Raw genomic sequence first — 22860 nt, 5'->3', positions numbered from 1 at the left:
CTCCGCCCCCGGCGCCGGCGCCGCGCCCGCCCCCCAGCAGGCCCCGGCCCAGACCCCGGCCCCCGCCCAGAGCCAGCCCCAGGCCGCCCCCGCCCCCAGCGCCGGAATGGTGCAGGGCGCGGTCCAGGTGCGGAACATGTGGCCGGAGATCCTGGAGGCCGTGAAGAACCGCCGCCGCTTCACCTGGATCCTGCTCAGTCAGAACGCCCAGGTGGCCGGGTTCGACGGCACCACCCTCCAGCTCGGCTTCATCAACGCCGGCGCCCGGGACAACTTCGCGAGCAGCGGCAGCGAGGAAGTGCTCAAGCAGGCGCTGTCCGAGCAGTTCAACGTGCAGTGGAAGGTCGAGGCGATCGTCGACCCCTCCGGCGGCGTCGGCGGCAGCCCCAGCGGTCCGGGCGCTCCGGGCGGGCCCGGCGGCGCGCAGCCCCCGGCCGGCGGCGGCTATGGCGGCGGCTTCGGCGGACGGCCGTCCCAGCCCGCGCCCGCCCCGCAGGCTCCCGCGCCCGCCCCGGCCGCCCCCACGCCCCCGCCCGCCCCCGACGCCTCCCGCTCGCAGGCCCCCGCCTCCCAGCCCCCGCGCCCCGCCCCCGTGCACAGCCCGCCCCCGGTCCGCATCGAGGACGACGTGCCGGAGGAGGACGACCCCGACCTGGTCGACTCCGCGCTCTCCGGACACGACCTGATCGTCCGCGAGCTCGGCGCCACGGTCGTGGAGGAATACACGAACGAGTAGGGGGCCACCCTTCGGACGCCCGTACAAGGTCGTCCGTCCCGGCGGCTAGGCTGGCTGCCGTGAAGGTCCTTGTCATCGGCGGCGGCGCCCGCGAACACGCCCTGTGCCGCTCTCTCTCCCTCGACCCCGAGGTCACCGCGCTGCACTGCGCGCCCGGCAACGCCGGCATCGGCGAGGTCGCCGAGCTGCACGCCGTGGACGCGCTGGACGGCGCGGCCGTGGCGCGCCTCGCCACCGAGCTGGCGGCCGAGCTGGTCGTCGTCGGCCCGGAGGCCCCGCTCGTCGCGGGCGTCGCCGACGCCGTGCGCGCCGCCGGCATCGCCTGCTTCGGCCCCTCCCGCGAGGCGGCCGAGCTGGAGGGCTCCAAGGCCTTCGCCAAGGACGTGATGGCCGCGGCCGCAGTGCCCACGGCCCGCAGCTATGTCTGCACCACCGCCGAGGAGATCGACGAGGCCCTCGACGCCTTCGGCGCTCCGTACGTCGTCAAGGACGACGGCCTCGCCGCCGGCAAGGGCGTCGTCGTCACCCCCGACCTCGAGGTCGCCCGCCAGCACGCGCTGGCCTGCGGACGCGTGGTGATCGAGGAGTTCCTGGACGGCCCCGAGGTCTCCCTCTTCGCCATCACCGACGGCACGACCGTGCTCCCCCTCACCCCGGCGCAGGACTTCAAGCGCGCGCTCGACGACGACGAGGGCCCGAACACCGGCGGCATGGGCGCGTACTCCCCGCTCCCGTGGGCGGACCCCAAGCTGGTCGACGAGGTCATGGCGACCGTCCTGCAGCCCACCGTCGACGAGCTGCGCCGCCGCGGCACGCCCTTCGCCGGGCTGCTGTACGCGGGCCTGGCGATCACCTCGCGCGGCGTACGGGTCATCGAGTTCAACGCCCGCTTCGGCGACCCGGAGACCCAGGTCGTCCTCGCCCGGCTCCGGACCCCGCTCGCGGGCGTGCTGCTCAACGCCGCCAAGGGAACCCTCGACGTCCAGCCGCCGCTGCGCTGGCGGGACGAGGCGGCCGTCACCGTGGTCGTCGCCTCGCACAACTACCCGGACACCCCGCGCACCGGCGACCCGATCGAGGGACTGGACGAGGTCGCGGCCGAGGACGCCCCCGACGCGTACGTCCTGCACGCCGGCACGAAGCGGGACGGCGAGGCCGTCGTGAGCGCCGGCGGCCGGGTGCTGTCGGTGACGGCGACGGGCGCGGACCTGGCGCAGGCACGCGAGCGCGCCTACCGGGCGGTGGCCAGGATCCGGCTGGACGGCTCGCAGCACCGTACGGACATCGCGCGCAAGGCGGCGCAGGGCTGACCGGCGGCGCCTCCGGGGCACTCGCGGGGCGCCGAGGCAAGACCGCGCAAGGCTGACGCCGAAAGTCAGCACCTTTACCCAAAGCCATTCCATCGGGTGACGGCTAACCCATCTGGATGACGCCCGCCGAACCCCCAACTAGGGTGCGGCGGAGGCGTTCCGGCACTTGGCCCACCGGCATTGCGATGTCAGTGACGGGTGCCACAGTGGGGGAGTGAGCAACACCGTCGCAGGGCAGAGGGGGTGAGGTCCGGCCGTGTCCGGTTCCGGTTTCGGTTTCGGCGAGTCGATGGGCGCGCGAGGAGCGCGTGCCCGGGCTCTGGCCGTGCTGCGCGTCCGCAGCAGGGCGCTGGCCGTGGCGCTGCTGCCCGCGGCCGTCGCCGTCGTGCTGCTGGCCGGCGGGGTCATGGGGCGTATGACCGGCGGCGGATGGGACGCGGCGCGCTGGGCCGTGACCTGCTGCGCGATCCTGGTGCTGCTGGTCGCCGCGGCCGTCGCCGCCGTGATCGTCCGGGCCAGTCCCGCGCTCAGCCCGACCGTGGAGCTCTCCGAGAAGGCGGCCCCCGATCTGTACCGGCTGGTGCGCGATCTCGCCGACCGTCTCGAGGTGCCGGCGCCGTCCGCGCTGGCGCTCACCCCGGACTGCGACAGCTGGCTCGAGGACCGCACCCACCCGGCCCATGCGATACGCACCGGGTCCAGGCGGCGGACCGCCGAGGCTCCTGTGCTGGTGATCGGCTCGCCGTTCCTGTGGTGGATGCGGGTCGCCGAGCTGCGGGCGGTGCTTGCGCCCGTCGTCGCCGGCACCGGCCCCTCCGCCCACCCCGACATAGCCGCGGCGCGCCGCTTCGTGCGGGGCCTGGACGCGGCGGTCGCCGACGCGGCCCGCCCCGGCCAGGGCGCGATACGCGCGGTGGGACTCGGCTTCGTCGGCAGCGTCGCCCGGCTGATGCTGCGCAGCTGCCGGGAGCACGCCGCCGAGATGGAGCGGGGGGTGGCCGCCGCGGCCTCCGAGCGTGCACAGGCTGTGGACTACGGTCTGCGGATCGTCGCCCAGGAGCAGGTCGGCCTCGCCTACGCGGGCTGGGACCGGCTGCTGACCCGGGTCGCCCTGCCCGCCTGGCGCATGGGCCGCTGGCCCTCCCGTCTGGACGTGGGCGTGGTCTCCGCGCTGACCGAGCTCTCCCGCCGCGACCGGCTCGCCGAGGGCTTCGCCTCCCGGCTGGGCGAGCGGCCCGCCTGCGATCTGCTGGAGGAGCCGGGCGCGGTCGACGAGGCCGCGTCCCTGCTGGCCGCCCGGCTCTTCCACGGCGGTCCGGCCGAGGCGGGCCCCGACTGGTCCCCGGTGGACTGGGAGCAGTATCCGGAAGAGGTCGTCGACCGTAAGTGGCGTACGGAGGCGGCGAGGCTCCACCGGGTCCTCGACGGCATGGGCGTTCCCCGCTCGACCGGGCCCGCGGGCCCGACGCTCGCCCGGGTGATGGAGCATCTGTCCGCCCCGCCCGCGCCGCCCGCGCAGACGAAGACGCCGGGGACGCCCGGAACAGAGGGGACGACGGGCCCGCGGGACGCGCCGGAGGCCCCCAAGGCGCCCGAGGCACCCGGCGCCGCGAACCTCGCGAACCCCGCGAACACCGCAAGCGCCGCGAACCCCGCCAGCGACGCCCTCGCCGCCCGGATCGGCGCCGAGGTCGCCCGCGAGGAGGCCGCCCGCGAGAGCGCCTCCACCGCGGCCGGCGCGCAGGCCCAGCCCGGAGCGCAGCCCCCGTCCGCCGCGGCCGACGGCCAGGGCGACTCCCTGGCCCTGTGGGGCACGGACCCGCTGCCGCTCTTCCCCCTCCAGCCGCCCCGCAGCGGCCGTGAGCTGCTCGCCGACCATGTGACCGCGATGGTCTGCTGCGCCGCCGTCGACACCGCGGGCGCGGCCCCCGGCCTCGACTGGCTCGACGGCCCCGCCCTGCTGATCGACGGCGAGCGCCGCGCCGATCTGGGCGGCCCGGTCCTGAGCCTGGTGGAGGACGGCGACGCCGATCCGCTGCGCGCCTGGCTGACCTCGTTGAACATCCGCCCGGAGAAACCAGTCCGCCTGGTCTGAGCGCCCCGCGCCCGCCCCGCCGCAGCCGGAACGTAAAGCTCCGTTCCCGCCAATTCGCGACGAACGGTGACGGAGTGCATGCGTTATGTGATGTGCTGGAGACCGGCGCTGAACAATCGGCGCACCACAGATGTCCCAGGACACCGAGGGAGGGCGCGGCAATGGGGGCGGAGCAGATCCGGCGGTGGGAATCGGGCGCGCTCGCCCACGCGGTCAGCGACCCCTTCGGGCAGGGACCGCTCCCCTGGCTGCGCGGCGGCGAGCAGTACTTCGGCGACACCGGCCAGGTCGTCCCCTGGTACGCCGATCCGACCCTGGCCACCGGCGGCGCCGGCGGACCCCGCACGGCCGACGACGTACGCCGCCAGATCAAGGGCTTCGCTTCGCCCGGCGCGGCCGCCCCCGGCGAGGCGATCGACTTCCACATCACGGTGGACCCGCCCCAGCAGTTCTCGGTCGACGTCTACCGCATCGGCCACTACGCCGGAGACGGCGCCGCCAAGATCACCACCAGTCCCCGGCTCTCCGGCATCGTCCAGCCGCCCCCGCTCACCGCGGACCGCACCGTCTCCTGCCACCACTGGTGGCTCTCCTGGCGGCTGCAGATCCCCTCGTACTGGTCGATCGGCGCGTACGTCGCCGTCCTCACCACCCTCGACGGCTACCGCTCCCACATCCCCTTCACGGTCCGCGACGACCACCCCGCCGACCTGCTGCTACTTCTGCCGGACATCACCTGGCAGGCGTACAACCTCTATCCGGAGGACGGCCGGACCGGCGCGAGCCTCTACCACGCGTGGGGCGAGGACGGCCGGCTGCTCGGCGAGGAGGAGGCGGCGACCACGGTCTCCTACGACCGCCCGTACGCCGGCGCGGGACTGCCGCTGCACGTCGGCCACGCCTACGACTTCATCCGCTGGGCCGAGCGGTACGGCTACGACCTCGCCTACGCCGACGCCCGCGACCTCCACGCCGGCCGCGTCGACCCCACCCGCTACCGCGGCCTGGTCTTCCCCGGCCACGACGAGTACTGGTCGGCCCCCATGCGCCGCACCGTCGAGCTCGCCCGCGACCAGGGCACCTCGCTCGTCTTCCTCTCCGCCAACACCATGTACTGGCAGGTCGAGCTCGGCCCCTCCGCCTCCGGAGTCCCCGACCGCCTGCTGACCTGCCGCAAGCGCCGCGGCCCCGGCAAGCCCGCCCTGTGGCGCGAGGTCGACCGGGCCGAGCAGCAGCTGCTGGGCATCCAGTACGCGGGCCGGGTCCCCGAGCCGCACCCCATGGTCGTGCGGAACGCGGACCACTGGCTCTGGGAGGCGGCCGGCGCGGGCGACGGCGACGAGATCCCGGGCTTGGTCGCCGGGGAGGCCGACCGCTACTTCCCGCGCACCGCGCTGCCCGAGCACGAGGGCCGCATCCTGCTCGCCCACTCGCCGTACCAGGACAGCGAGGGCACGACCCGCCACCAGGAGACGTCCGTCTACCGGGCCCCCTCCGGCGCGCTCGTCTTCGCCTCCGGCACCTTCGCCTGGTCGCCCGCGCTGGACCGCCCCGGCCATGTGGACGCCCGCGTCCAGCGCGCCACGGCCAACCTCCTCGACCGCATCTGCAAACGCGACTGACCCCGAACGGCCCGCCCGCCAGGCGCCTTCGGGCAGCGGCGAACGGACCCGCGACGCGCCCGCGAACAGACCCGCGACCCGCCCGCGGAGGCGCTCCCGGCTGACGCGACCGACCCCGTACGCGCTGATCGTCGCCCCATACGGGAGAATCGACGCGATTAGACAAACCCACGGGGAGGAACCGTGTCCGGATTCGTTGAAAAGCCCGAGCCGCTGCAGGTGCCGGGCCTGGTGCATCTGCACACCGGCAAGGTGCGCGACCTGTACCAGAACGAGGCGGGCGACCTCGTGATGGTCGCCAGCGACCGCATCTCCGCCTACGACTGGGTGCTGCCCACCGAGATCCCCGACAAGGGCCGGGTGCTGACCCAGCTCTCGCTCTGGTGGTTCGAGCGCCTCGCGGACCTCGTCCCCAACCACGTCCTGAGCACCGACCTCCCCGACGGCGCGCCCGCCGACTGGGCCGGCCGCACGCTCGTCTGCAGGTCGCTGCGGATGGTCCCCGTCGAGTGCGTGGCCCGCGGCTACCTCACCGGCTCGGGCCTGGTGGAGTACCAGCAGTCCCGCACCGTCTGCGGGCTCGGGCTTCCCGAGGGCCTCAGCGACGGCTCCGAGCTGCCCGGCCCGATCTTCACGCCCGCGACCAAGGCGGCCGTCGGCGACCACGACGAGAACGTCAGCTACGAGGAGGTTGCCCGCCAGGTCGGCGCGGAGACCGCCGCCCAGCTGCGCCAGACGACCCTCGCGGTGTACGGCAGGGCCCGTGACATGGCCCGCGAGCGGGGCATCGTCCTGGCCGACACGAAGTTCGAGTTCGGCTACGACGCCGACGACCGGCTGATCATCGCCGACGAGGTGCTGACGCCGGACTCCTCGCGCTTCTGGCCGGCCGCGTCCTGGGAGCCGGGCCGCGCACAGCCCTCGTACGACAAGCAGTACGTCCGCGACTGGCTGACCTCGTCCGCCTCCGGCTGGGACCGCAAGAGCGAGCAGCCGCCGCCCCCGCTCCCGCAGGAGATCGTGGACGCGACCCGCGCCAAGTATCTGGAGGCGTACGAGCTGCTGACCGGCACGCGCTGGAAGTAGCAGCCGCACGCGAGCCGGCGGACAGTCGTCAGACCGTCCGCCGGCGCCCCGGAAGCGGGCAGCAGGCAGCGGGCGGACACGAAGAAGGCCCCGGTCGCGATGACCGGGGCCTTCTCTCTCTGAGCGGACGACCAGGTTCGAACTGGCGACCTCAACCTTGGCAAGGTTGCGCTCTACCAACTGAGCTACGTCCGCATGCGCCGTGGCGCGGAGACCACTATACCCAACCTCGACGGCGGGCGAGACGCACTGCCGTGTGCCGATTCTCCGCGCCCAGCTTGGCGGCGGCCGAGGAGAGGTAGTTGCGCACCGTCCCCTGCGACAGCGAGGCCCGCTCCGCGATCTCCGCGATCGGCGCCCCGTCGGCCGCCAGACCCAGCACTTCGGCCTCGCGCGCGGTCAGCGGCGAGTCCCCCGCGGAGATCGCGTCGGCGGCCAACTCCGGGTCCACATAACGGTTCCCGGCGTGCACGGTACGGATGATCTCGGCGAGCCGCTGCGCGCTGACCGTCTTGGGGACAAAGCCCCGCACACCCGCCACAAGGGCCCGCTTCAGGTGCCCGGGGAGCCCGTGACTGGTCACGATCATCGTCCGGCAGTCGGGCAGTTCCGCTCGTAGAGATGTGGCCACGCTCACACCGTCGGGGCCCGGCATCTGAAGATCGAGCACCGCCACGTCGGGCCGGTGGGCCCGCGCCATGGCGAGCGCCTCCGTGCCCGAGGCCGCCTCGGCGACCACCACGAGATCGTCCTCCAGGGCGAGCAGGGCCGCGAGCGCGCCGCGGATCAGATGCTCGTCGTCGGCGAGGAGCACGCGTACGGGTCCGGTCATCGTCCCTCCCTGGGAAGCGGGATCTTCGCGGTCAGCCGGAACAGGCCCTTCCCCGTGCGGCCCGCGCCCAGCGTGCCGTTCAGGGCGGCGAGCCGCTCCCGCAGCCCGTACAGCCCGGAGCCGGGCGGCCAGGCGCCGTCGCCGAGCGAGCCCGAGGCGCCGGAGCCCCCGGAGTCCTTCGCGGCGCCGGTCTCGGCCGCCTCCGCGCTGCCCAGGCCGAAGGCGCCGAGACCGCACATCGCCGACGGGGGATCGGGCGCCCCGTCGTTCTCCACGACGAGGGCCACCCGGCCGCCCAGCGCCGCGAGGGAGATCGTGACCCGACGGGCGTCCCCGTGCCGCAGCACGTTCGTCGTGGCCTCCCGGACCACCCAGCCGAGCGCCGACTGGACGTCGTCGGGCAGCTCGCCGGCGGCGTGCGTGTCCATCCGGCAGTCGATGCCCGCCGCCTCCAACACGCTCTGCGCGCCCAGCAGCTCGGCCCGCAGATCGGCCTCGCGGTAGCCGCGGACGACCGCGCGCACCTCCTGCTGCGACTCCCGGGCGATCCGCTGCACCTCGACCATCTGGTCGGCGGCCTCCAGCCGGCCGCGCCGCGCGAGCTGCACCGCGAGCTCGCTCTTCAGCGCGATCACGGCCAGGTTCCGCCCGAGGACGTCGTGCATGTCCCGCCCGAACCGCAGCCGTTCCTCCGCGACCGCCAGCCGGGTCTGCACATCGCGGGCCTCGCGCAGCTCCCACATCACCGCCAGGGTCCAGGCGGAGACCCGGCAGCCGACGGACATCGCCCCGCTGCCGAAGACGACCGACACGACGCAGGAGATCGCCAGGGCGGCGCCCCCGTCGAGGAGTGCCACCGCGCCGCCGACCCCCGCCGCGAGGAGCGCGTGCTGCGCCGTCCAGACCCAGGGTCGGGCGATCAGGCAGTACGCCGCCGTGAACGGCATCGCCGCGGCCCCCAGCGCCAGGCCCGGCTCCGGGAACTCCCGTACCCCCGCGGCCGCCATGAGCGCGAGCAGCGCCCCCAGGTTCGCCGTCATCAGCACCGCGCCGGCGGCGACCAGCCGCCCGTCGGTCCGCCCGCGGCCCAGATACTCGTCGAAGCCGCGGGACGACAGCGCCGTGCCGCACACCCCCTGCGCCGCGGCGATCAGCGCCGTCCCGGCGATCAGCGTGGCGGAGGCGGACGAGTGGCGGACCGGACGCGTCACCGACAGCGCGATCTGAGTCGCCGTCGCGATCCAGATCAGGGTGTACATCGTGCCGCGGGTGCAGAGATCCACTCTGGCGAGGGCGCTGCTGCTCCGCCACGCCCGTACCCGCACCCACACAGCTGTCTCCTCTAGCGCCGGGGCTCCCAGCGGAACCACCGCTGCACAGCAAACACCGCGATGACCGTCCAGGCCAGTGCGTTGAGCGCGCCCCCCAGCAGGTCGCCGCTCCCGCTCTCGCCGAGCCACCCGGCGCGCACCAGCTCCATCACCCCGGTCAGCGGCAGCAGTTCGCACAGCAGCGCCGCCTTGTCCGGCAGCACGTCCAGCGGAACCATGACCCCCGAGCCCAGCGCGGAGACCATGAGCAGCGGCATCGTGGTGATCTGCGAGCTCTCCGCGGTCCGGGTGACGACGGTGGTCACGGCGGCCGCCGCGGCGAGCAGGACGATCCCGCACAGCACGCCCACGACGAGCAGTTCGGGCCGCGCGGGCCCCTCGACGTCGAGCAGCGCCGCCCCGGCCGCCGTGATCAGCGCGCACTGCGCCAGCGCCAGCACGGCCGCGGGCAGCGCCGTCCCGCCGAGGATCTCCAGATCGGACGCCTCGCCGGTGCGCAGCCGCTTCAGCACCAACTCCTCGCGCCGGGCGGTGTAGGCGGCGGTGAGGTTGGCGTACACGACGATCAGCAGCGCCATTCCGATGCCGCCGGTGATCGCCGCGTCGGCGACGCCCATGCCTGTCCGGCCGCCGTCGAATTGATCGACCGTGGACTTGATCGCGCCGATGAGGGCCAGCGGTACGAACACGGCCGCGAAGAGCGCGGATCGATTCCGTATGAGAAGTGTCAACTCGGCGCGCCCGAGGGCGTTCAGCCGTCGTGCCGTCGTATTCATCGGCTGCCCGCCATTTCCGTCTCGTTCCCCTGCTGCGCGATGTCGAGAAAGGCCTCTTCCAACGAGGCCGACCGGGCGTCGAGTCCTTCCAGGGTCACGTTCAATTCCCGTGCCCACGCCAGCAGTTCGCCCAATGCGTCCTGCAGCCGACGGGTGCGGATCTCGATCCGCCGCCCGTGGGCGGCGGCCTCCAGGGTGAGCGGCAGACGCGCCGCGGCGATCCCGGCGGGGAGTGTGAAGCGGATGCGCGCGGGCCGCGCCGCCTTCACCTCGGCCGGGGTGCCCGCCGCGACGATCCGCCCGCCGTGCATGATCGCGAGCCGGTCGGCGAGGGACTCGGCCTCCTCGAGGTAGTGCGTGGTCAGCAGCACGGTGGCGCCGTCGTCCCGCAGCGCTCGTACGAGGTCCCAGGTGTCGCGCCTGCCCTCGGCGTCGAGGCCGGTGGTCGGCTCGTCGAGGAAGAGCACCTCGGGCCGGCCGAGCAGGGCGAGCGCGAGGTCGAGCCGCCGCCGCTCGCCGCCGGAGAGCTGTTTGACCCGCACGCCGGCGCGCGGCGCGAGTCCCACCAGGCCGAGGGCTTCGCCGACGGGCCGGGCGCGGCTGGTGCAGCCCGCCCACATCCGGGCGGTCTCCTCGACGGTCAGCTCGGAGGGGAAGCCGCCCTCCTGGAGCATCACGCCGATCCGGGGGCGTACGGCGGCTCGTTCGCGGTACGGATCACGGCCGAGCACCCGCACGGCTCCGCCGCTCGGCGCGGCCAGCCCCTCCAGCAGCTCGACGGTGGAGGTCTTGCCCGCGCCGTTGGTCCCGAGCAGGGCGAAGATCTCCCCGCGCGGCACGGAGAAGGAGATCCCGGCCACCGCCTCGAAGCCTCCGGCGTAGGTCCGCCGCAGCTCCTCGGCCTCGATGGGGTGCTCGATCGCGGAGCGGTCCGCGTACTCGGCGGAAGTCATGTCCGAAGTCATGTCCCCAGACTTCCGGCGGTCCGCGACCAAGATCAGTGCGCGTTGTCATCGGCGCTCATGACAATTGTCATGGGTCGATACGAGTGCCTTGGGTCGATACAGGGGCCGGCGGGATACCCGGACATACGACGAAGGCCCCGGTCGATTCGACCAGGGCCTTCGATCTGAGCGGACGACGAGATTCGAACTCGCGACCCTCACCTTGGCAAGGTGATGCTCTACCAACTGAGCCACGTCCGCATTGCTGCCGCTCAGCTCTCACTGGGCGGTGCGTCCACCACTGTACCTGATCTACTTGCGTGGTCGGTAAAGCGATGCAGAGCGGGTGACAGGAATTGCACACTGCGCCTTCCCCCTGGAAGGGGGATGTTCTACTACTGAACTACACCCGCACGCTGCGTGAGGCTGGGCCCTGCGGCCTCGCCCCTCGGCGTGCTCCAGACTCTAGCCGATCACGGGGGGTGCAGTGCAACTCGATACGGAGCGCGCCCCTCAACTCGCCTCGCGGAAGGCCTCGTAGACGCGCTTGGGGATCCGGCCGCGGGCCGGAACGTCCATTTTGTGGGAGAGCGCCCAGGCTCGTACGGCCGCCGGCGCGGCGTCGACGGCGGTGTGCCGGTAGGCGGTGCGGGGCTTGTCGCGCTTGCCCGCCCTGGTCTGCTTTCGGCCGGCCGCCACGTACGGGGCCAGGGCCTTGCGCAGTTTCTTTGCATTGGCGGGATTGAGGTCGATCTCGTACGACTTCCCGTCCAGGGCGAACGCGACCGTTTCCGCCGCTTCTCCGCCGTCGATGTCGTCGGAGAGCACAACCACTACTCGCTGAGCCACGGATATCGGTCCTTTCCTGCGGTATCACCGGTTCTGACATGCGGGGATACCGGCTTTCCGGCCGTCGAGGGGCAATGCTGCTTTCCTCTGTATTCCTTTGTACAGCGGCGGACGGCGCATTGTGAAGCCCAGCCAATTGTCTGCGCGTGTCCGCCTTCATAGGGCTGTGGATTTTTCCCTGAATTTTCCCTGGGCGTTCCCTTGATATCTACCCGCGTAGATTTTTCGGGCGGGTACGCTGAGGGAACCGCCCTCGCAACACACCACCGGGAGTGCCCGTGGCACGCGTCGTAGTCGACGTCATGCTCAAGCCCGAGATCCTCGACCCGCAGGGACAGGCGGTGCACCGCGCACTGCCCCGCCTGGGATTCGAGGGCATCGCGGACGTCCGTCAGGGAAAGCGTTTCGAGCTGGAGGTGGACGGGCCGGTCGACGAGGCCGCCCTCGCCCGCATCCACGAGATGGCTGAAACGTTCCTCGCCAACACCGTCATCGAGGACTTCGTCGTAAAGGTGGAGTCGTGACCTCTCGCATCGGAGTCGTCACCTTCCCCGGCACGCTCGACGACAAGGACAGCCTGCGCGCCGTCCGCCTCGCCGGCGCGGAGCCCGTGTCGCTCTGGCACCGCGACAAGGACCTCAAGCAGGTCGACGCGGTCGTCCTCGCCGGAGGCTTCTCCTACGGCGACTATCTGCGCGCCGGCGCCATCGCGCGGTTCTCGCCCGTGATGGAGACGATCATCGACCAGGCGAAGGCCGGGCTGCCCGTCCTGGGCATCTGCAACGGCTTCCAGGTGCTGACCGAGTCGCACCTGCTGCCCGGCGCGATGCTCCGCAACAACCACCTCCACTTCATCTGCCGCGACCAGAAGCTGCGAGTGGAGAACGCGGAGACCGCCTGGACCTCCGACTACGAGGCGGGCCAGGAGATCTCCGTACCGCTGAAGAACATCGACGGCCGGTACACCGCCGCCGAGAGCGTCCTGGACGAGCTCGAGGCCGAGGGCCGGGTCGCCTTCCGCTACCTGGACGGCAACCCGAACGGCTCGCTGCGCGACATCGCCGGCATCACCAACGCCGCCGGCAACGTCGTCGGCCTGATGCCGCACCCCGAGCACGCCGTCGAGCCGCTGATCGGCACGGGCCGCACCGACGGCCTCGGTTTCTTCACCTCGATCCTCAAGAAGCTGGTCAACGCCTGATGAGCCTCGACGCCGGAGCAGCCGAGGGAGCGACCGCGCGCCCCAGCCCGCGACTTCAGAACAACATCGCGCAAAGGAGCGACCGAGCGTGACCCTCGACACCGTCAAGCACGCCACTGAGACCCCGGACTCGGAGCAGCCCTGGAAGGAGCTCGGCCTCAAGCAGGACGAGTACGCGCGCATCCGGGAGATCCTGGAGCGCCGGCCCACCGGCGCCGAGCTCGCCATGTACTCCGTCATGTGGTCCGAGCACTGCTCGTACAAGTCCAGCAAGGTCCACCTGAAGCAGTTCGGCGAGAAGGCCCCCGAGAACGACGCGATGCTCGTCGGCATCGGCGAGAACGCGGGCGTCGTCGACGTCGGCCAGGGCTACGCCGTCACCTTCAAGGTCGAGTCGCACAACCACCCCTCGTACATCGAGCCCTACCAGGGCGCGGCCACCGGCGTCGGCGGCATCGTCCGCGACATCCTCGCCATGGGCGCCCGCCCGGTCGCGGTCGTCGACCCGCTGCGCTTCGGCGCGGCCGACCACCCCGACACCAAGCGCGTGCTCCCCGGCGTCGTCGCGGGCATCGGCGGCTACGGCAACTGCCTGGGCCTGCCCAACATCGGCGGCGAGGTCGTCTTCGACGAGTGCTACCAGGGCAACCCGCTCGTCAACGCCGGCTGCATCGGCGTGATGAAGCACGAGGACATCCACCTCGCGAAGGCGTCGGGCCCCGGCAACAAGGTCATCCTGTACGGCGCCCGCACCGGCGGCGACGGCATCGGCGGCGTCTCGGTCCTCGCGTCCGAGACCTTCGACTCGACCGGCCCGGCCAAGCGGCCCGCCGTCCAGGTCGGCGACCCGTTCCAGGAGAAGCTCCTGATCGAGTGCACCCTTGAGATCTTCAAGGAGAAGCTCGTCGCGGGCATCCAGGACCTCGGCGGCGCGGGCCTTTCCTGCGCCACCTCCGAGCTGGCCAGCGCCGGCTCGGGCGGCATGCGCGTCGAGCTCGACACCGTGCCGCTGCGCGACGCGACGCTCTCGCCCGAGGAGATCCTCATGAGCGAGTCGCAGGAACGCATGTGCGCGATCGTCGAGCCGGACAAGGTCGACCGGTTCATGGAGATCTGCGAGAAGTGGGACGTCATCGCCACCGTCATCGGCGAGGTGACCGACGGCGAGCGGCTGGAGATCTTCTGGCACGGCGAGCAGATCGTGGACGTGCCGCCGCGTTCGGTGGCCCATGAGGGCCCGACGTACCACCGTCCCTACGCCCGCCCCTCGTGGCAGGACGCCCTCCAGGCCGACGACGCGAACAAGCTGCCCCGGCCGGCCTCCGCCCAGGAGCTGCGCGAGCAGGTCCTGAAGCTGGTGGCCTCGCCGAACCAGGCGTCCAAGGCGTGGATCACCGACCAGTACGACCGCTTCGTGCAGGGCAACACGGTGCTCGCCCAGCCCGAGGACGCGGGCATGGTCCGGATCGACGCGGAGTCGAACCTGGGCGTGGCCATGGCGACCGACGGCAACGGCCGGTACGCCAAGCTCGACCCGTACACCGGCGCGCAGCTCGCGCTGGCGGAGGCGTACCGCAACGTCGCCGCCTCCGGCGCCAAGCCGCTGGCGATCTCCGACTGCCTGAACTTCGGCTCGCCCGAGGACCCGGACGTCATGTGGCAGTTCGCCGAGGCCACCCGTGGTCTGGCGGACGGCTGTCTTCAGCTGGGCACCCCGGTGACCGGCGGCAACGTCTCCCTCTACAACCAGACCGGCGACACGGCGATCCACCCGACGCCCGTCGTGGCGGTCCTCGGCGTGATCGACGACGTCAACCGCCGTACGCCGATCGCGTTCGCCGAGGAGGGCCAGCTGCTCTACCTCCTCGGGGACACCAAGGAGGAGTTCGGCGGCTCGGCCTGGTCCCAGGTCGTGCACGACCACCTCGGCGGGCTGCCGCCGGCCGTGGACCTGGACCGGGAGAAGCTGCTCGGCGAGATCCTGATCTCCGCCTCCCGCGACGGCATGGTCGACGCGGCGCACGACCTGTCGGACGGCGGTCTGATCCAGGCGGTCGTCGAGTCGTGCCTGCGCGGCGGCAAGGGCGCGCGCCTGATCGTCCCGGACGGTCTGGACGCCTTCACCTTCCTGCTCAGCGAGTCGGCGGGCCGTGCGGTCGTGTCCGTCCCGCGCAGCGAGGAGCTCCGCTTCAACGACATGTGCGGCGCGCGGGGTCTGCCCGTGACGCGCATCGGCGTGGTGGACGGGGACGCGGTCGAGGTCCAGGGCGAGTTCAGCATCGAGCTGAGCGAGCTGCGGACGGCGCACGAGGCGACCATCCCGGGCCTGCTGGTCTGACGTACTGCTCCCCAGGCCTGAGGCCTGACGCTTGACCCCTGACGAGCCCCCGCTCGGACCTGACCGGTCCGGGCGGGGGCTCTGTCGTGTCCGCCCGGCCGGATGGATGCGCTTCGCTGAATCCACTTGCTTAAAATTACGTAGTTACGTAAAACTGGTCCCATGGAGCTGGAGGAACGCGTCGCCGAGCTCGAACGGCGCATGGCCGCGCTGGAGAGCGCGGACAGCACGACGGCGCCCGTGGTCGGCGCGGGCGACTTCTGGGCCCTCGAGGGCCTGAAGGCGCAGCTCGCCGAGGCCGGGGCGCCGGACGGCGGGGTGCTCTTCACCGGCGCCGTACGTCTGCCGACCGGCGAGCGGTACGAATGGCAGTACGGCACCCTCGCCGACGGCCTGCTGGGCGGCGACTGGTCGGATGCCGCCGACGCCCTGGCGGCGCTCGGCCACGGCGTACGGCTGCGGCTCCTGAAGGAGATCCTCGGCGGCCGGCGCACCGCCGCCGAGCTGACCGAGCTCGAAGGGCTCGGCACGACCGGCCAGATCTACCACCACCTGCGCCAGCTGACCGCCGCCGGCTGGCTCCACACGCCGAGCCGGGGCCGCTACGAGGTGCCGGGGACGCGCGTGGTGCCGCTGCTGGTGGTGCTCACCGCGGCCCGTCCGTCCTGATCACGAAATACGCGATCCCTGCACGCGCACTACTTGTTCTGGGGGAACGAGAATGTCCGTCCGCAAACTGACCATGATCCTCTACCGCTGCTGCATGCTCGTCTTCGTCGGGCTGATCGTCGTCCACTCCACCGTGGGGCTGCCCTTCGCCTGGGGCTTCATATGGACCCCGGTGGTGATAGCGGTCGTCCTGGTCATCGGCCTGACGCGGACGAACCGCGTCGAGATGGCGGCGGAGCGGCCCGCGGCGGTGGAGGTGGATCCGCCGGTGGCCGGGCGCTGGACGGCGTTGAACAGCCCCGCGGACAAGGTGCCGAGCCATGGGACGCACGCCTATGGGCAGGCGTACGCGATCGACATCGTGGCGGGCGCCGCCGAAGACGAGGCCAAGGACGCCAGGGAAGTGACGGACGCGAAGGACGGCGACGCCAGGGGCGACGGGACGGCGGCGGCGCTGGGGGCCGCTATAGAGGAGGGGAAAGGCGACACCAAGGGCGACGCCAAGGGCGACGCGAAGGAATTCGCGAAGGAAGCCGGCGCCGAGGAAGAGGTCCGTCCCGGCTTCCGGTGGCTGTGGCCCGTCGTCCGCCGCAACCGCGACTTCCCGGCCTTCGGCCGTCCCCTCTACGCCGTCGCCGACGCCACCGTCGTCCACGCGAGCGACGGCCAGCGCGACCACCTCAGCCGCAACTCCCTTCTGGCGCTGATCTACTTGATGACCGTCGAGGCGTTCGTACGAGACACCCTCGGCGTCTCCAAGATCTTCGGCAACCATGTGATCCTCGACCTCGGAGACGGCGTGTACGCGGCGTACGCGCACGTCCAGCGGGGCTCCCTCGCCGTCCGCGCGGGCGACCGGGTGCGGGCGGGACAGCAGCTCGGCAGCTGCGGCAACTCCGGCAACTCCACCGAGCCGCACCTCCACTTCCAGCTGATGAACGGGCCCGACCTGGACTCGGCGCGCGGCATCCCGTTCCGCTGGAGGGGCGTCGGCGTCCCCCCGAACGGCGAGGCGTTCACCGTCACGGCGCCCGTCCTCCCCGTCTGAGCCGCCTGATCTTCCCGTCTCCCCCTGGTCCGGCTGCTACGTTCGTCCGTCGGCGCAGGGCGGCGGAGTCGGGGGAGTCGGGAAGTCCATGAGCAACTCGCACATACGGCGCTCGCCGGACGACCCGGGCTCGCATGCCGCCCTCCCCGACCGCCCGTCCGACTCGTCCCCGACCGCGGCAGCCGGCGCCGCAACGCCGTCAACCGGCTGCTGTGCGCGCTGGCCGTCGCCGGAATCGGCGCGGCCTGCTGGGCACTCTGGGCGGAGTACACGGAGAACCGCGACCGCGCGGCCGGCGAGAAGGCGATCACGCAGGCGTGCGGAGGCGTGGTCGACGGCGCGGCGGTCATGGACCTGGCGGGCGGGATCGACCGGGCCAAGGCGGGCTCGTCGGACGACGACAGCTTCCAGCTGCTCCCGGGGACGCCCGGATCGTGCGCGATCTACAAGGTCGGCCGCCCCGGCACGTCGTACGAGCACTTCGCGCTGACCTTCACACCGCGGCCGGGCGAGAAGCACGCCCATGTCGTCGGCGGCCTCGACGAGCGCCCCTTCGGCGGCCCCATCGACCGCGACCGGCCTTCGGACCGGACGAGCCGCGCCCTCCGCCCGCTCGACCAGCCCCTGGGGGACGGCAGCCTCGGCTGGTACGACCACGACAGCGTCACCGTCAACGCCGTGTGCGGCGGGTCCACGGCCCGCCCGACCTCGCTGGCGGTACGGGCGAGGGCCGTGTACGAGGGCGCGGGCGAGGGCGAGGTGAGCGACGCCGAACGGGCGCGGCTCGCCGACATCGCCGTCGACGCGGCCCGCAAGGCCGCGGACCGGCTGGGCTGCGCGGCCGAGGTGGCGGACGCGCCGGACGCCGCGCTGGCCAGGCCGAGCCGCCGTCTGAGCCCCGCCGCCCGGGCGGACGGCGCCTGCGCCTGGTACGCCGGGCTGCTGCGCACATCGGCCCGCGGACGCCTCCCCGACCGCGCCCTCGCCTCGCCGACGGCGGCCCACGCCTGGAGCGAGCGCTGTCTGCTGGCCCTGAGCCCGTCCGCGCGGTGGGAAGCGGGCGAGTCGGCGAACGACAGGCCCCGCTCCGACGACGACCTGTGGTGGATCGCGATGGGCTCCTGGTTCGGGGACCACGCGGACGCCGTCTACGCGCAGAACAGGTACATGCCCAGCGTCAAGCCGCGGCGCCTCGCGCCCGGCACGGCGGGAGACGCTCCCGGGACCGGCGTCTGGTGGGCCTCGTCCGTCTGCCGGGGCGTGCCGGCCGTGCACACCATGAGCGTCGTGCCGGGGTACGACAAGGCCGTCGACGAGCGGCTGGCCGGGCTGTTCCGGGCGTACGTCGACGACGTGGCCGAGCGCCGCGGCTGCACGGACGTGACGTTCCCCAAGTCGGTGAAGGCCGACCGGGACTGACGCGCGGTCGAGTGCCGGGTCGTCGAGTGTCGCGGCCGTCGAGTGCCGGAAACGTCGAGAGCCGCGGCCATGGGGCCGTTGTCAGACCCACCCTCTACTGTCGTTCGCATGCCCCCGGCCAAGAAGCGCACCCGCAGCTACGACTCCGCCAAGATCCGCGCCGCCGTGCTCGCCCAGTTCGAGCAGGTGCGGCAGGCGGCGGTCGCGCTGACGCCCGAGCAGCTGGCCCTGCCGACCCGGCTCGGGGACTGGACCGTGCGCGAGCTGGCCGGGCATATGGCGTTGGCCGTGGGCGCGGTCAGCCGGGCGATCGAGCTGCCCGAGCCGGCGAGCCAGGAAGTCGCCCTGCTGGACTGGCCGTTCGCCACGGCCGCGCGCGCCGAGGGCATCTCCGACGACACCAAGGAGCTGGCGGCGAGCGCGGAGCCCGCCGAGCTGTACGCCCGCACGGCCGCCCGGCTCGCCGAGCTGCTGCCCACGGCCGTGGACGACCGGCTGGTCGCCACCCGCGTCGGCGCGATGCGCCTCGGCGACTATCTGGTCACCCGCACGGTCGAGCTGATCGTCCACACCGACGATCTGAACGCGGCGGCCGGGCTGGCCGTCCCGTACGACCGGCAGGCGCTCGCCGCCTGCACCCGGCTGCTCGCCGACGCGCTCGCGACGAAGGCGCCGGGAGGGTCGGTGGAGGTACGGGTGCCGCCGTTCGCCGTGGTCCAGTGCGTCGAGGGCCCCCGGCACACGCGCGGGACCCCGCCCAACGTCGTCGAGACCGACCCGCTGACCTGGATACGCCTGGCCACCGGGCGCAAGGAGTGGGCCGGGGAGCTGGCCGCGGCCAGGGTCAGCGCGAGCGGGGAGCGCGCGGACCTGTCGGCGCTGCTGCCGCTGCTCGGCTGACGGGTTTCCGCTGGGCCGCGCCGACGCGGCGGCGGCGGGGCGTGGGAGAAGAGGGGAACCGGAGCCTCAGGTGTCCCGTCCCATCGGTATGCGTAACCAGCTGAGCATCCCTGCCACCGCCCTGGCCGTCCTCGCTCTCGCCGCCTGCGGCGCGGAGTCGGGGTCCGGGGCGGGTTCCGGCGGCGACGGCGGCGGGTCGGGCACTGCCGACCTGCCCCTGACCGGCGTCCACTGGTCCGTCGACAGCGTGAGCGTCGACGGCAAGAAGTCCGCGGCTCCCGGCGGCGCGCATGTCGAACTCACGACGAAGGGCCGCGCCCAGGGCAACTACGGCTGCAACCACTTCGGCGCGGACGTAGAGGTCGACGGCGACACGGTCACGGTGAAGCCGGCCGAGTCGACCGAGATGGCCTGCGAGAAGAAGATCCAAGGGTTCGAGGACGCGCTGCGGAAGGCCTTCGCCGGCAAGCTGAAGGCGAAGCTCGCCGACGGCAGACTCACCCTGACGACGGAGAAGGGCGACGCGATCACCCTGACCGAGGAGCGCCCGTCGCCGCTGGTGGGGGCCAAGTGGGAGGTGAACTCCCTGCTGTCCGGCGAGACGGCGACCTCGCTGCCCGCCGGCACGGAGAAGAAGGCGCACCTGACGTTCGGCAAGGACGGCACGGTCCGCGGCAGCCTCGGCTGCAACCGCTTCACCAGCACCGCGAAGATCTCCGGCTCCACCATCGCCTTCGGCCGCATCGCCGCCACCCGGATGGTGTGCCCGGACCCGCAGATGGACCTGGAGCGCGAGGTGCTCAAGGTGCTGGCGGGGAAGGTGACGTACGAGGTGAACCACCGCGGCCTGTCGCTCACCGCGGAGAACGGCAAGGGCCTGGCGGCGACGGCCCCGAAGTAGCCCCTTGGCGGCCGGGCCCGGGCCACTGAGCCTCGGCCGGCCCGAGGCGCTGCCCCCGGCCGTGCTGTGCGGGTGCCCCGCCCGGGGACGGGGGGTGTGTCGGCGCACTGAGCCAGTGCCCCGCCCGGGCGGGGCACCGCCATGCTGAGCCCGGCCTTGGCCGGCCGAGCCTCGGCCACCCTGAAAGGCCGCCCCCGGCTCCCGCCCGGGGTGGGTGGGTCGCTGTGCTGTGGGGTGCCCCGCCTTGGCGGGGCACCCGCATGTTGACCCCGGCCCCCTTGCTGCCGCGCTTGGCCAGCCCGCAGGGCTGGCCCCGGCCGTGCGGGCTAGGCCCCGCCCGTGCACCGGGCTGAGCTGGTGCCCTGCCGGGGGCGGGTGTGTCGCCGTTCTGTGCGGGCACCCCGCCTGGGCGGGGTGCCGCCATGCTGAGCCCGGTCCCCTCGTGGGCGCGCCGGGCTCGCCGAGCCTTGGCCAGCCCGCAGGGCTGGCCCCGGTCACGCTGAGCCTGGGGCCCTCCCGGGGCGCGCGGGTGTCGGCGTACTGGGCCTGGCCCTGCCCGAAGAGCCGGCCCGGCCGCGCTGAGCCCGGCTCCCGCTTGGGTGCGCGGGTGTCGCCATGTTGAGCGGATGCCCCGCCCGAGCGCGGGTGTCGGCATGCTGAGCCCGGCCTGCTTGCGGCCGCGCCTGGCCCGCCGAGCTTTGGCCAGCCCGCAGGGCTGGCCCCGGCCATGCTGAGCCTGGTGCCCGTGCGGGCACAGGGCTGAGCCGGGCCCCGCCGGGTGTGCGCGGGTGTCGGCATGCTGAGCCTGGCCTCCTTGGCACCTGGTCCGCCGAGCCTTGGCCGGGGGCGCGGGTGTCCGCATGCTGCCTCGTGGGCGCGCCGGGCTCGCCGATCCTTGGCCAGCCCGCAGAGCCAGCCCCGGCCGCGCTGAGCCCGGTGCCCGCCCCGGGTGCGGGTACATCGCCGTGCCGAGCCCGGTGCCCGCCCCGGGTGCGGGTACATCGCCGTGCCGAGCCCGGTGCCCGCCCACCCGCGTCCCCCCGTCACCAACAGGTCGCACAGACCCAGGGCCCCAGGCCCCCTGACCGCCCCCCCGACCGCCTACCTGTCCCCACCCTCGTCCCGGATCGTGGACAGACCCGTGGACACCGCCCCCGCGTCCCAACTGCCCCTCGGGCCGCCCCTTCACGACACGCCCGGCGTGCCGTGCATACCCCCTCCCACCAGCGCTTCGCATCCCCAATTCGGACCAGTGGTCGATCTCGCCTACACTCGGTGCCGTGCCACGTGGTGACGGACGACTCAACCACGACCTGCTCCCCGGTGAGAAAGGCCCCCAGGACGCTTGCGGCGTCTTCGGTGTCTGGGCTCCGGGTGAAGAGGTCGCGAAGCTCACTTACTTCGGGCTCTACGCCCTCCAACATCGAGGCCAGGAATCCGCGGGAATCGCGGTGAGCAACGGCTCTCAGATCCTCGTCTTCAAGGACATGGGCCTGGTCTCCCAGGTCTTCGACGAGACCTCTCTGGGCTCCCTCTCAGGTCATATCGCGGTCGGTCACGCCCGCTACTCGACCACGGGCGCCTCCGTATGGGAGAACGCGCAGCCGACCTTCCGGGCGACCGCCCACGGCTCGATCGCGCTCGGCCACAACGGAAACCTGGTCAACACCGCCGAGCTGGCCGAGATGGTCGCCGCCCTCCCCAAGGAGAACGGCCGCGCCACCCAGGTCGCCGCGACCAACGACACCGACCTGGTCACCGCCCTCCTCGCCGGTCAGACCGACGACGACGGCAAGCCGCTGACCGTCGAGGAAGCCGCCGCCAAGGTCCTCCCGGACGTGCAGGGCGCCTTCTCCCTCGTCTTCATGGACGAGCACACGCTCTACGCGGCCCGTGACCCCCAGGGCATCCGCCCGCTCGTCCTCGGCCGCCTCGACCGCGGCTGGGTCGTCGCGAGCGAGTCCGCCGCCCTCGACATCTGCGGCGCCAGCTACGTACGCGAGATCGAGCCGGGCGAGCTCATCGCCATCGACGAGAACGGCATCCGCACCTCTCGATTCGCGGAAGCGAAGCCCAAGGGCTGTGTCTTCGAGTACGTCTACCTGGCGCGCCCCGACACCGACATCGCCGGCCGGAACGTCTATCTCTCCCGTGTGGAGATGGGCCGCAGGCTCGCCAAGGAAGCGCCCGTCGAGGCCGACCTGGTGATAGCGACGCCGGAGTCCGGCACCCCCGCCGCGATCGGCTACGCCGAGGCCAGCGGCATCCCCTACGGCTCCGGCCTGGTGAAGAACGCCTATGTCGGCCGCACCTTCATCCAGCCGTCCCAGACGATCCGCCAGCTCGGCATCCGCCTCAAGCTGAACCCGCTCAAGGAAGTCATCCGGGGCAAGCGCCTGGTCGTGGTCGACGACTCGATCGTCCGCGGCAACACCCAGCGCGCCCTGGTCAAGATGCTCCGCGAGGCCGGCGCCGCCGAGGTCCACATCCGGATCTCGTCCCCGCCGGTGAAGTGGCCGTGCTTCTTCGGCATCGACTTCGCCACCCGCGCGGAGCTGATCGCCAACGGCATGACGATCGAGGAGATCGGCTCCTCGCTGGGCGCGGACTCCCTCTCGTACATCTCCATCGACGGCATGATCGAGGCCACGACCATCGACAAGCCGAACCTCTGCCGTGCCTGCTTCGACGGCGAGTACCCGATGGACCTTCCCGACCCCGAGCTGCTCGGCAAGCAGCTTCTGGAGACCGAGCTGGCGGGCGGCTCCGACGCCGCCGACGCGCTCCGGCGTCCGTAACCCCC

At 72.8% G+C, this 22860-nt stretch carries 18 protein-coding genes, 3 tRNA genes and 1 pseudogene; 14 read left to right on the top strand and 8 right to left on the bottom strand.

What is annotated here, in order from left to right; genetic code table 11:
* The 5 genes and pseudogenes from AB0M39_RS20375 to AB0M39_RS20355 all read left to right on the top strand — a co-directional run.
* Positions 1-736, top strand: a pseudogene (locus AB0M39_RS20375) (DNA polymerase III subunit gamma and tau); the annotation flags it as partial.
* Positions 737-795: 59 nt separating this feature from the next.
* On the top strand, positions 796-2046 hold the full coding sequence (purD, locus tag AB0M39_RS20370; protein WP_365366213.1) for a phosphoribosylamine--glycine ligase: 1251 nt from the start codon (positions 796-798) through the stop codon (positions 2044-2046).
* A 289-nt stretch (positions 2047-2335) separates the two neighbouring features.
* Positions 2336-4141 (top strand): hypothetical protein, encoded by a 1806-nt coding sequence (locus AB0M39_RS20365; protein WP_365366223.1) that lies wholly within the window; start codon positions 2336-2338, stop codon positions 4139-4141.
* Between the two features lie 161 nt (positions 4142-4302).
* A complete protein-coding gene (locus AB0M39_RS20360; RefSeq protein WP_365366211.1) occupies positions 4303-5763 on the top strand; it encodes a N,N-dimethylformamidase beta subunit family domain-containing protein in 1461 nt (486 codons plus the stop codon).
* A 183-nt stretch (positions 5764-5946) separates the two neighbouring features.
* Complete coding sequence (locus AB0M39_RS20355) at positions 5947-6849, top strand: phosphoribosylaminoimidazolesuccinocarboxamide synthase (protein ID WP_365366209.1); 903 nt, start codon at positions 5947-5949, stop codon at positions 6847-6849.
* Positions 6850-6971: 122 nt separating this feature from the next.
* Here the strand turns inward: AB0M39_RS20355 and AB0M39_RS20350 are convergent.
* The 8 genes from AB0M39_RS20350 to AB0M39_RS20315 all read right to left on the bottom strand — a co-directional run bounded on the left by AB0M39_RS20350 (position 6972) and on the right by AB0M39_RS20315 (position 11581).
* A tRNA-Gly gene (locus AB0M39_RS20350) sits at positions 6972-7044 on the bottom strand.
* Between the two features lie 22 nt (positions 7045-7066).
* Complete coding sequence (locus tag AB0M39_RS20345) at positions 7067-7681, bottom strand: response regulator transcription factor (RefSeq protein WP_365366207.1); 615 nt, start codon at positions 7679-7681, stop codon at positions 7067-7069.
* Positions 7678-9012, bottom strand: a complete 1335-nt coding sequence (locus tag AB0M39_RS20340) for a histidine kinase (protein WP_365366205.1) — start codon at positions 9010-9012, stop codon at positions 7678-7680. The genes AB0M39_RS20345 and AB0M39_RS20340 overlap by 4 nt, the downstream gene beginning before the upstream one ends.
* A gap of 11 nt (positions 9013-9023) precedes the next feature.
* Positions 9024-9788: an ABC transporter permease gene (locus AB0M39_RS20335; protein WP_365366203.1), complete on the bottom strand. Its 765-nt coding sequence runs from the start codon at positions 9786-9788 to the stop codon at positions 9024-9026.
* Positions 9785-10741, bottom strand: coding sequence for an ABC transporter ATP-binding protein (locus AB0M39_RS20330; RefSeq protein WP_365366201.1), 957 nt, complete (start codon positions 10739-10741; stop codon positions 9785-9787). The genes AB0M39_RS20335 and AB0M39_RS20330 overlap by 4 nt, the downstream gene beginning before the upstream one ends.
* Positions 10742-10920: 179 nt before the next feature.
* Positions 10921-10993 (bottom strand) — tRNA-Gly (locus AB0M39_RS20325).
* Between the two features lie 80 nt (positions 10994-11073).
* Positions 11074-11145 (bottom strand) — tRNA-Gly (locus AB0M39_RS20320).
* A 100-nt stretch (positions 11146-11245) separates the two neighbouring features.
* Positions 11246-11581, bottom strand: coding sequence for an Lsr2 family protein (locus AB0M39_RS20315; RefSeq protein WP_365366199.1), 336 nt, complete (start codon positions 11579-11581; stop codon positions 11246-11248).
* 278 nt (positions 11582-11859) lie between these two features.
* Here AB0M39_RS20315 and purS point away from each other — a divergent pair, with 278 nt between their 5' ends.
* The 9 genes from purS (at position 11860) to purF (ending at position 22855) form a co-directional block, all read left to right on the top strand.
* Entirely contained in the window at positions 11860-12105 is a 246-nt protein-coding gene (gene purS, locus AB0M39_RS20310) for a phosphoribosylformylglycinamidine synthase subunit PurS (protein ID WP_365366197.1), read from the top strand.
* Positions 12102-12782: a phosphoribosylformylglycinamidine synthase subunit PurQ gene (purQ, locus tag AB0M39_RS20305; RefSeq protein ID WP_365366195.1), complete on the top strand. Its 681-nt coding sequence runs from the start codon at positions 12102-12104 to the stop codon at positions 12780-12782. The genes purS and purQ overlap by 4 nt, the downstream gene beginning before the upstream one ends.
* An 88-nt stretch (positions 12783-12870) precedes the next feature.
* Positions 12871-15120, top strand: a complete 2250-nt coding sequence (gene purL / locus AB0M39_RS20300; protein WP_365366193.1) for a phosphoribosylformylglycinamidine synthase subunit PurL — start codon at positions 12871-12873, stop codon at positions 15118-15120.
* 162 nt (positions 15121-15282) lie between these two features.
* The gene (locus AB0M39_RS20295) at positions 15283-15789 is read left to right on the top strand and encodes an ArsR family transcriptional regulator (RefSeq protein ID WP_365366191.1); all 507 of its coding nucleotides are present in this window, start codon (positions 15283-15285) and stop codon (positions 15787-15789) included.
* Between the two features lie 226 nt (positions 15790-16015).
* On the top strand, positions 16016-16837 hold the full coding sequence (locus AB0M39_RS20290; RefSeq protein ID WP_365366221.1) for a M23 family metallopeptidase: 822 nt from the start codon (positions 16016-16018) through the stop codon (positions 16835-16837).
* 327 nt (positions 16838-17164) lie between these two features.
* Entirely contained in the window at positions 17165-18256 is a 1092-nt protein-coding gene (locus AB0M39_RS20285) for a hypothetical protein (RefSeq protein ID WP_365366190.1), read from the top strand.
* 108 nt (positions 18257-18364) lie between these two features.
* Positions 18365-19156, top strand: a complete 792-nt coding sequence (locus AB0M39_RS20280; RefSeq protein ID WP_365366188.1) for a sterol carrier family protein — start codon at positions 18365-18367, stop codon at positions 19154-19156.
* 88 nt (positions 19157-19244) lie between these two features.
* On the top strand, positions 19245-20057 hold the full coding sequence (locus tag AB0M39_RS20275) for an META domain-containing protein (protein WP_365366186.1): 813 nt from the start codon (positions 19245-19247) through the stop codon (positions 20055-20057).
* A gap of 1280 nt (positions 20058-21337) precedes the next feature.
* The gene (purF, locus tag AB0M39_RS20270; protein WP_365366184.1) at positions 21338-22855 is read left to right on the top strand and encodes an amidophosphoribosyltransferase; all 1518 of its coding nucleotides are present in this window, start codon (positions 21338-21340) and stop codon (positions 22853-22855) included.
* The last annotated feature ends 5 nt before the right edge of the window (positions 22856-22860 follow it).

It is taken from the genome of Streptomyces sp. NPDC051907, assembly GCF_040681075.1.
Classification (GTDB): domain Bacteria; phylum Actinomycetota; class Actinomycetes; order Streptomycetales; family Streptomycetaceae; genus Streptomyces.
The sequence above is the reverse complement of the archived record's forward strand: the minus strand, read 5'-3'. Positions and strand labels throughout refer to the sequence as shown.

Coding starts and splice junctions, on each gene's coding strand:
- AB0M39_RS20280 (WP_365366188.1), top strand. CDS start 18,365: ATGCCCCCGGCCAAGAAGCGCACCCGCAGCTACGACTCCGCCAAGATC.
- AB0M39_RS20330 (WP_365366201.1), bottom strand. CDS start 10,741: ATGACTTCCGCCGAGTACGCGGACCGCTCCGCGATCGAGCACCCCATC.
- AB0M39_RS20365 (WP_365366223.1), top strand. CDS start 2,336: ATGGGCGCGCGAGGAGCGCGTGCCCGGGCTCTGGCCGTGCTGCGCGTC.
- AB0M39_RS20295 (WP_365366191.1), top strand. CDS start 15,283: ATGGAGCTGGAGGAACGCGTCGCCGAGCTCGAACGGCGCATGGCCGCG.
- AB0M39_RS20290 (WP_365366221.1), top strand. CDS start 16,016: ATGGCGGCGGAGCGGCCCGCGGCGGTGGAGGTGGATCCGCCGGTGGCC.
- AB0M39_RS20360 (WP_365366211.1), top strand. CDS start 4,303: ATGGGGGCGGAGCAGATCCGGCGGTGGGAATCGGGCGCGCTCGCCCAC.
- AB0M39_RS20335 (WP_365366203.1), bottom strand. CDS start 9,788: ATGAATACGACGGCACGACGGCTGAACGCCCTCGGGCGCGCCGAGTTG.
- AB0M39_RS20275 (WP_365366186.1), top strand. CDS start 19,245: ATGCGTAACCAGCTGAGCATCCCTGCCACCGCCCTGGCCGTCCTCGCT.
- AB0M39_RS20345 (WP_365366207.1), bottom strand. CDS start 7,681: ATGACCGGACCCGTACGCGTGCTCCTCGCCGACGACGAGCATCTGATC.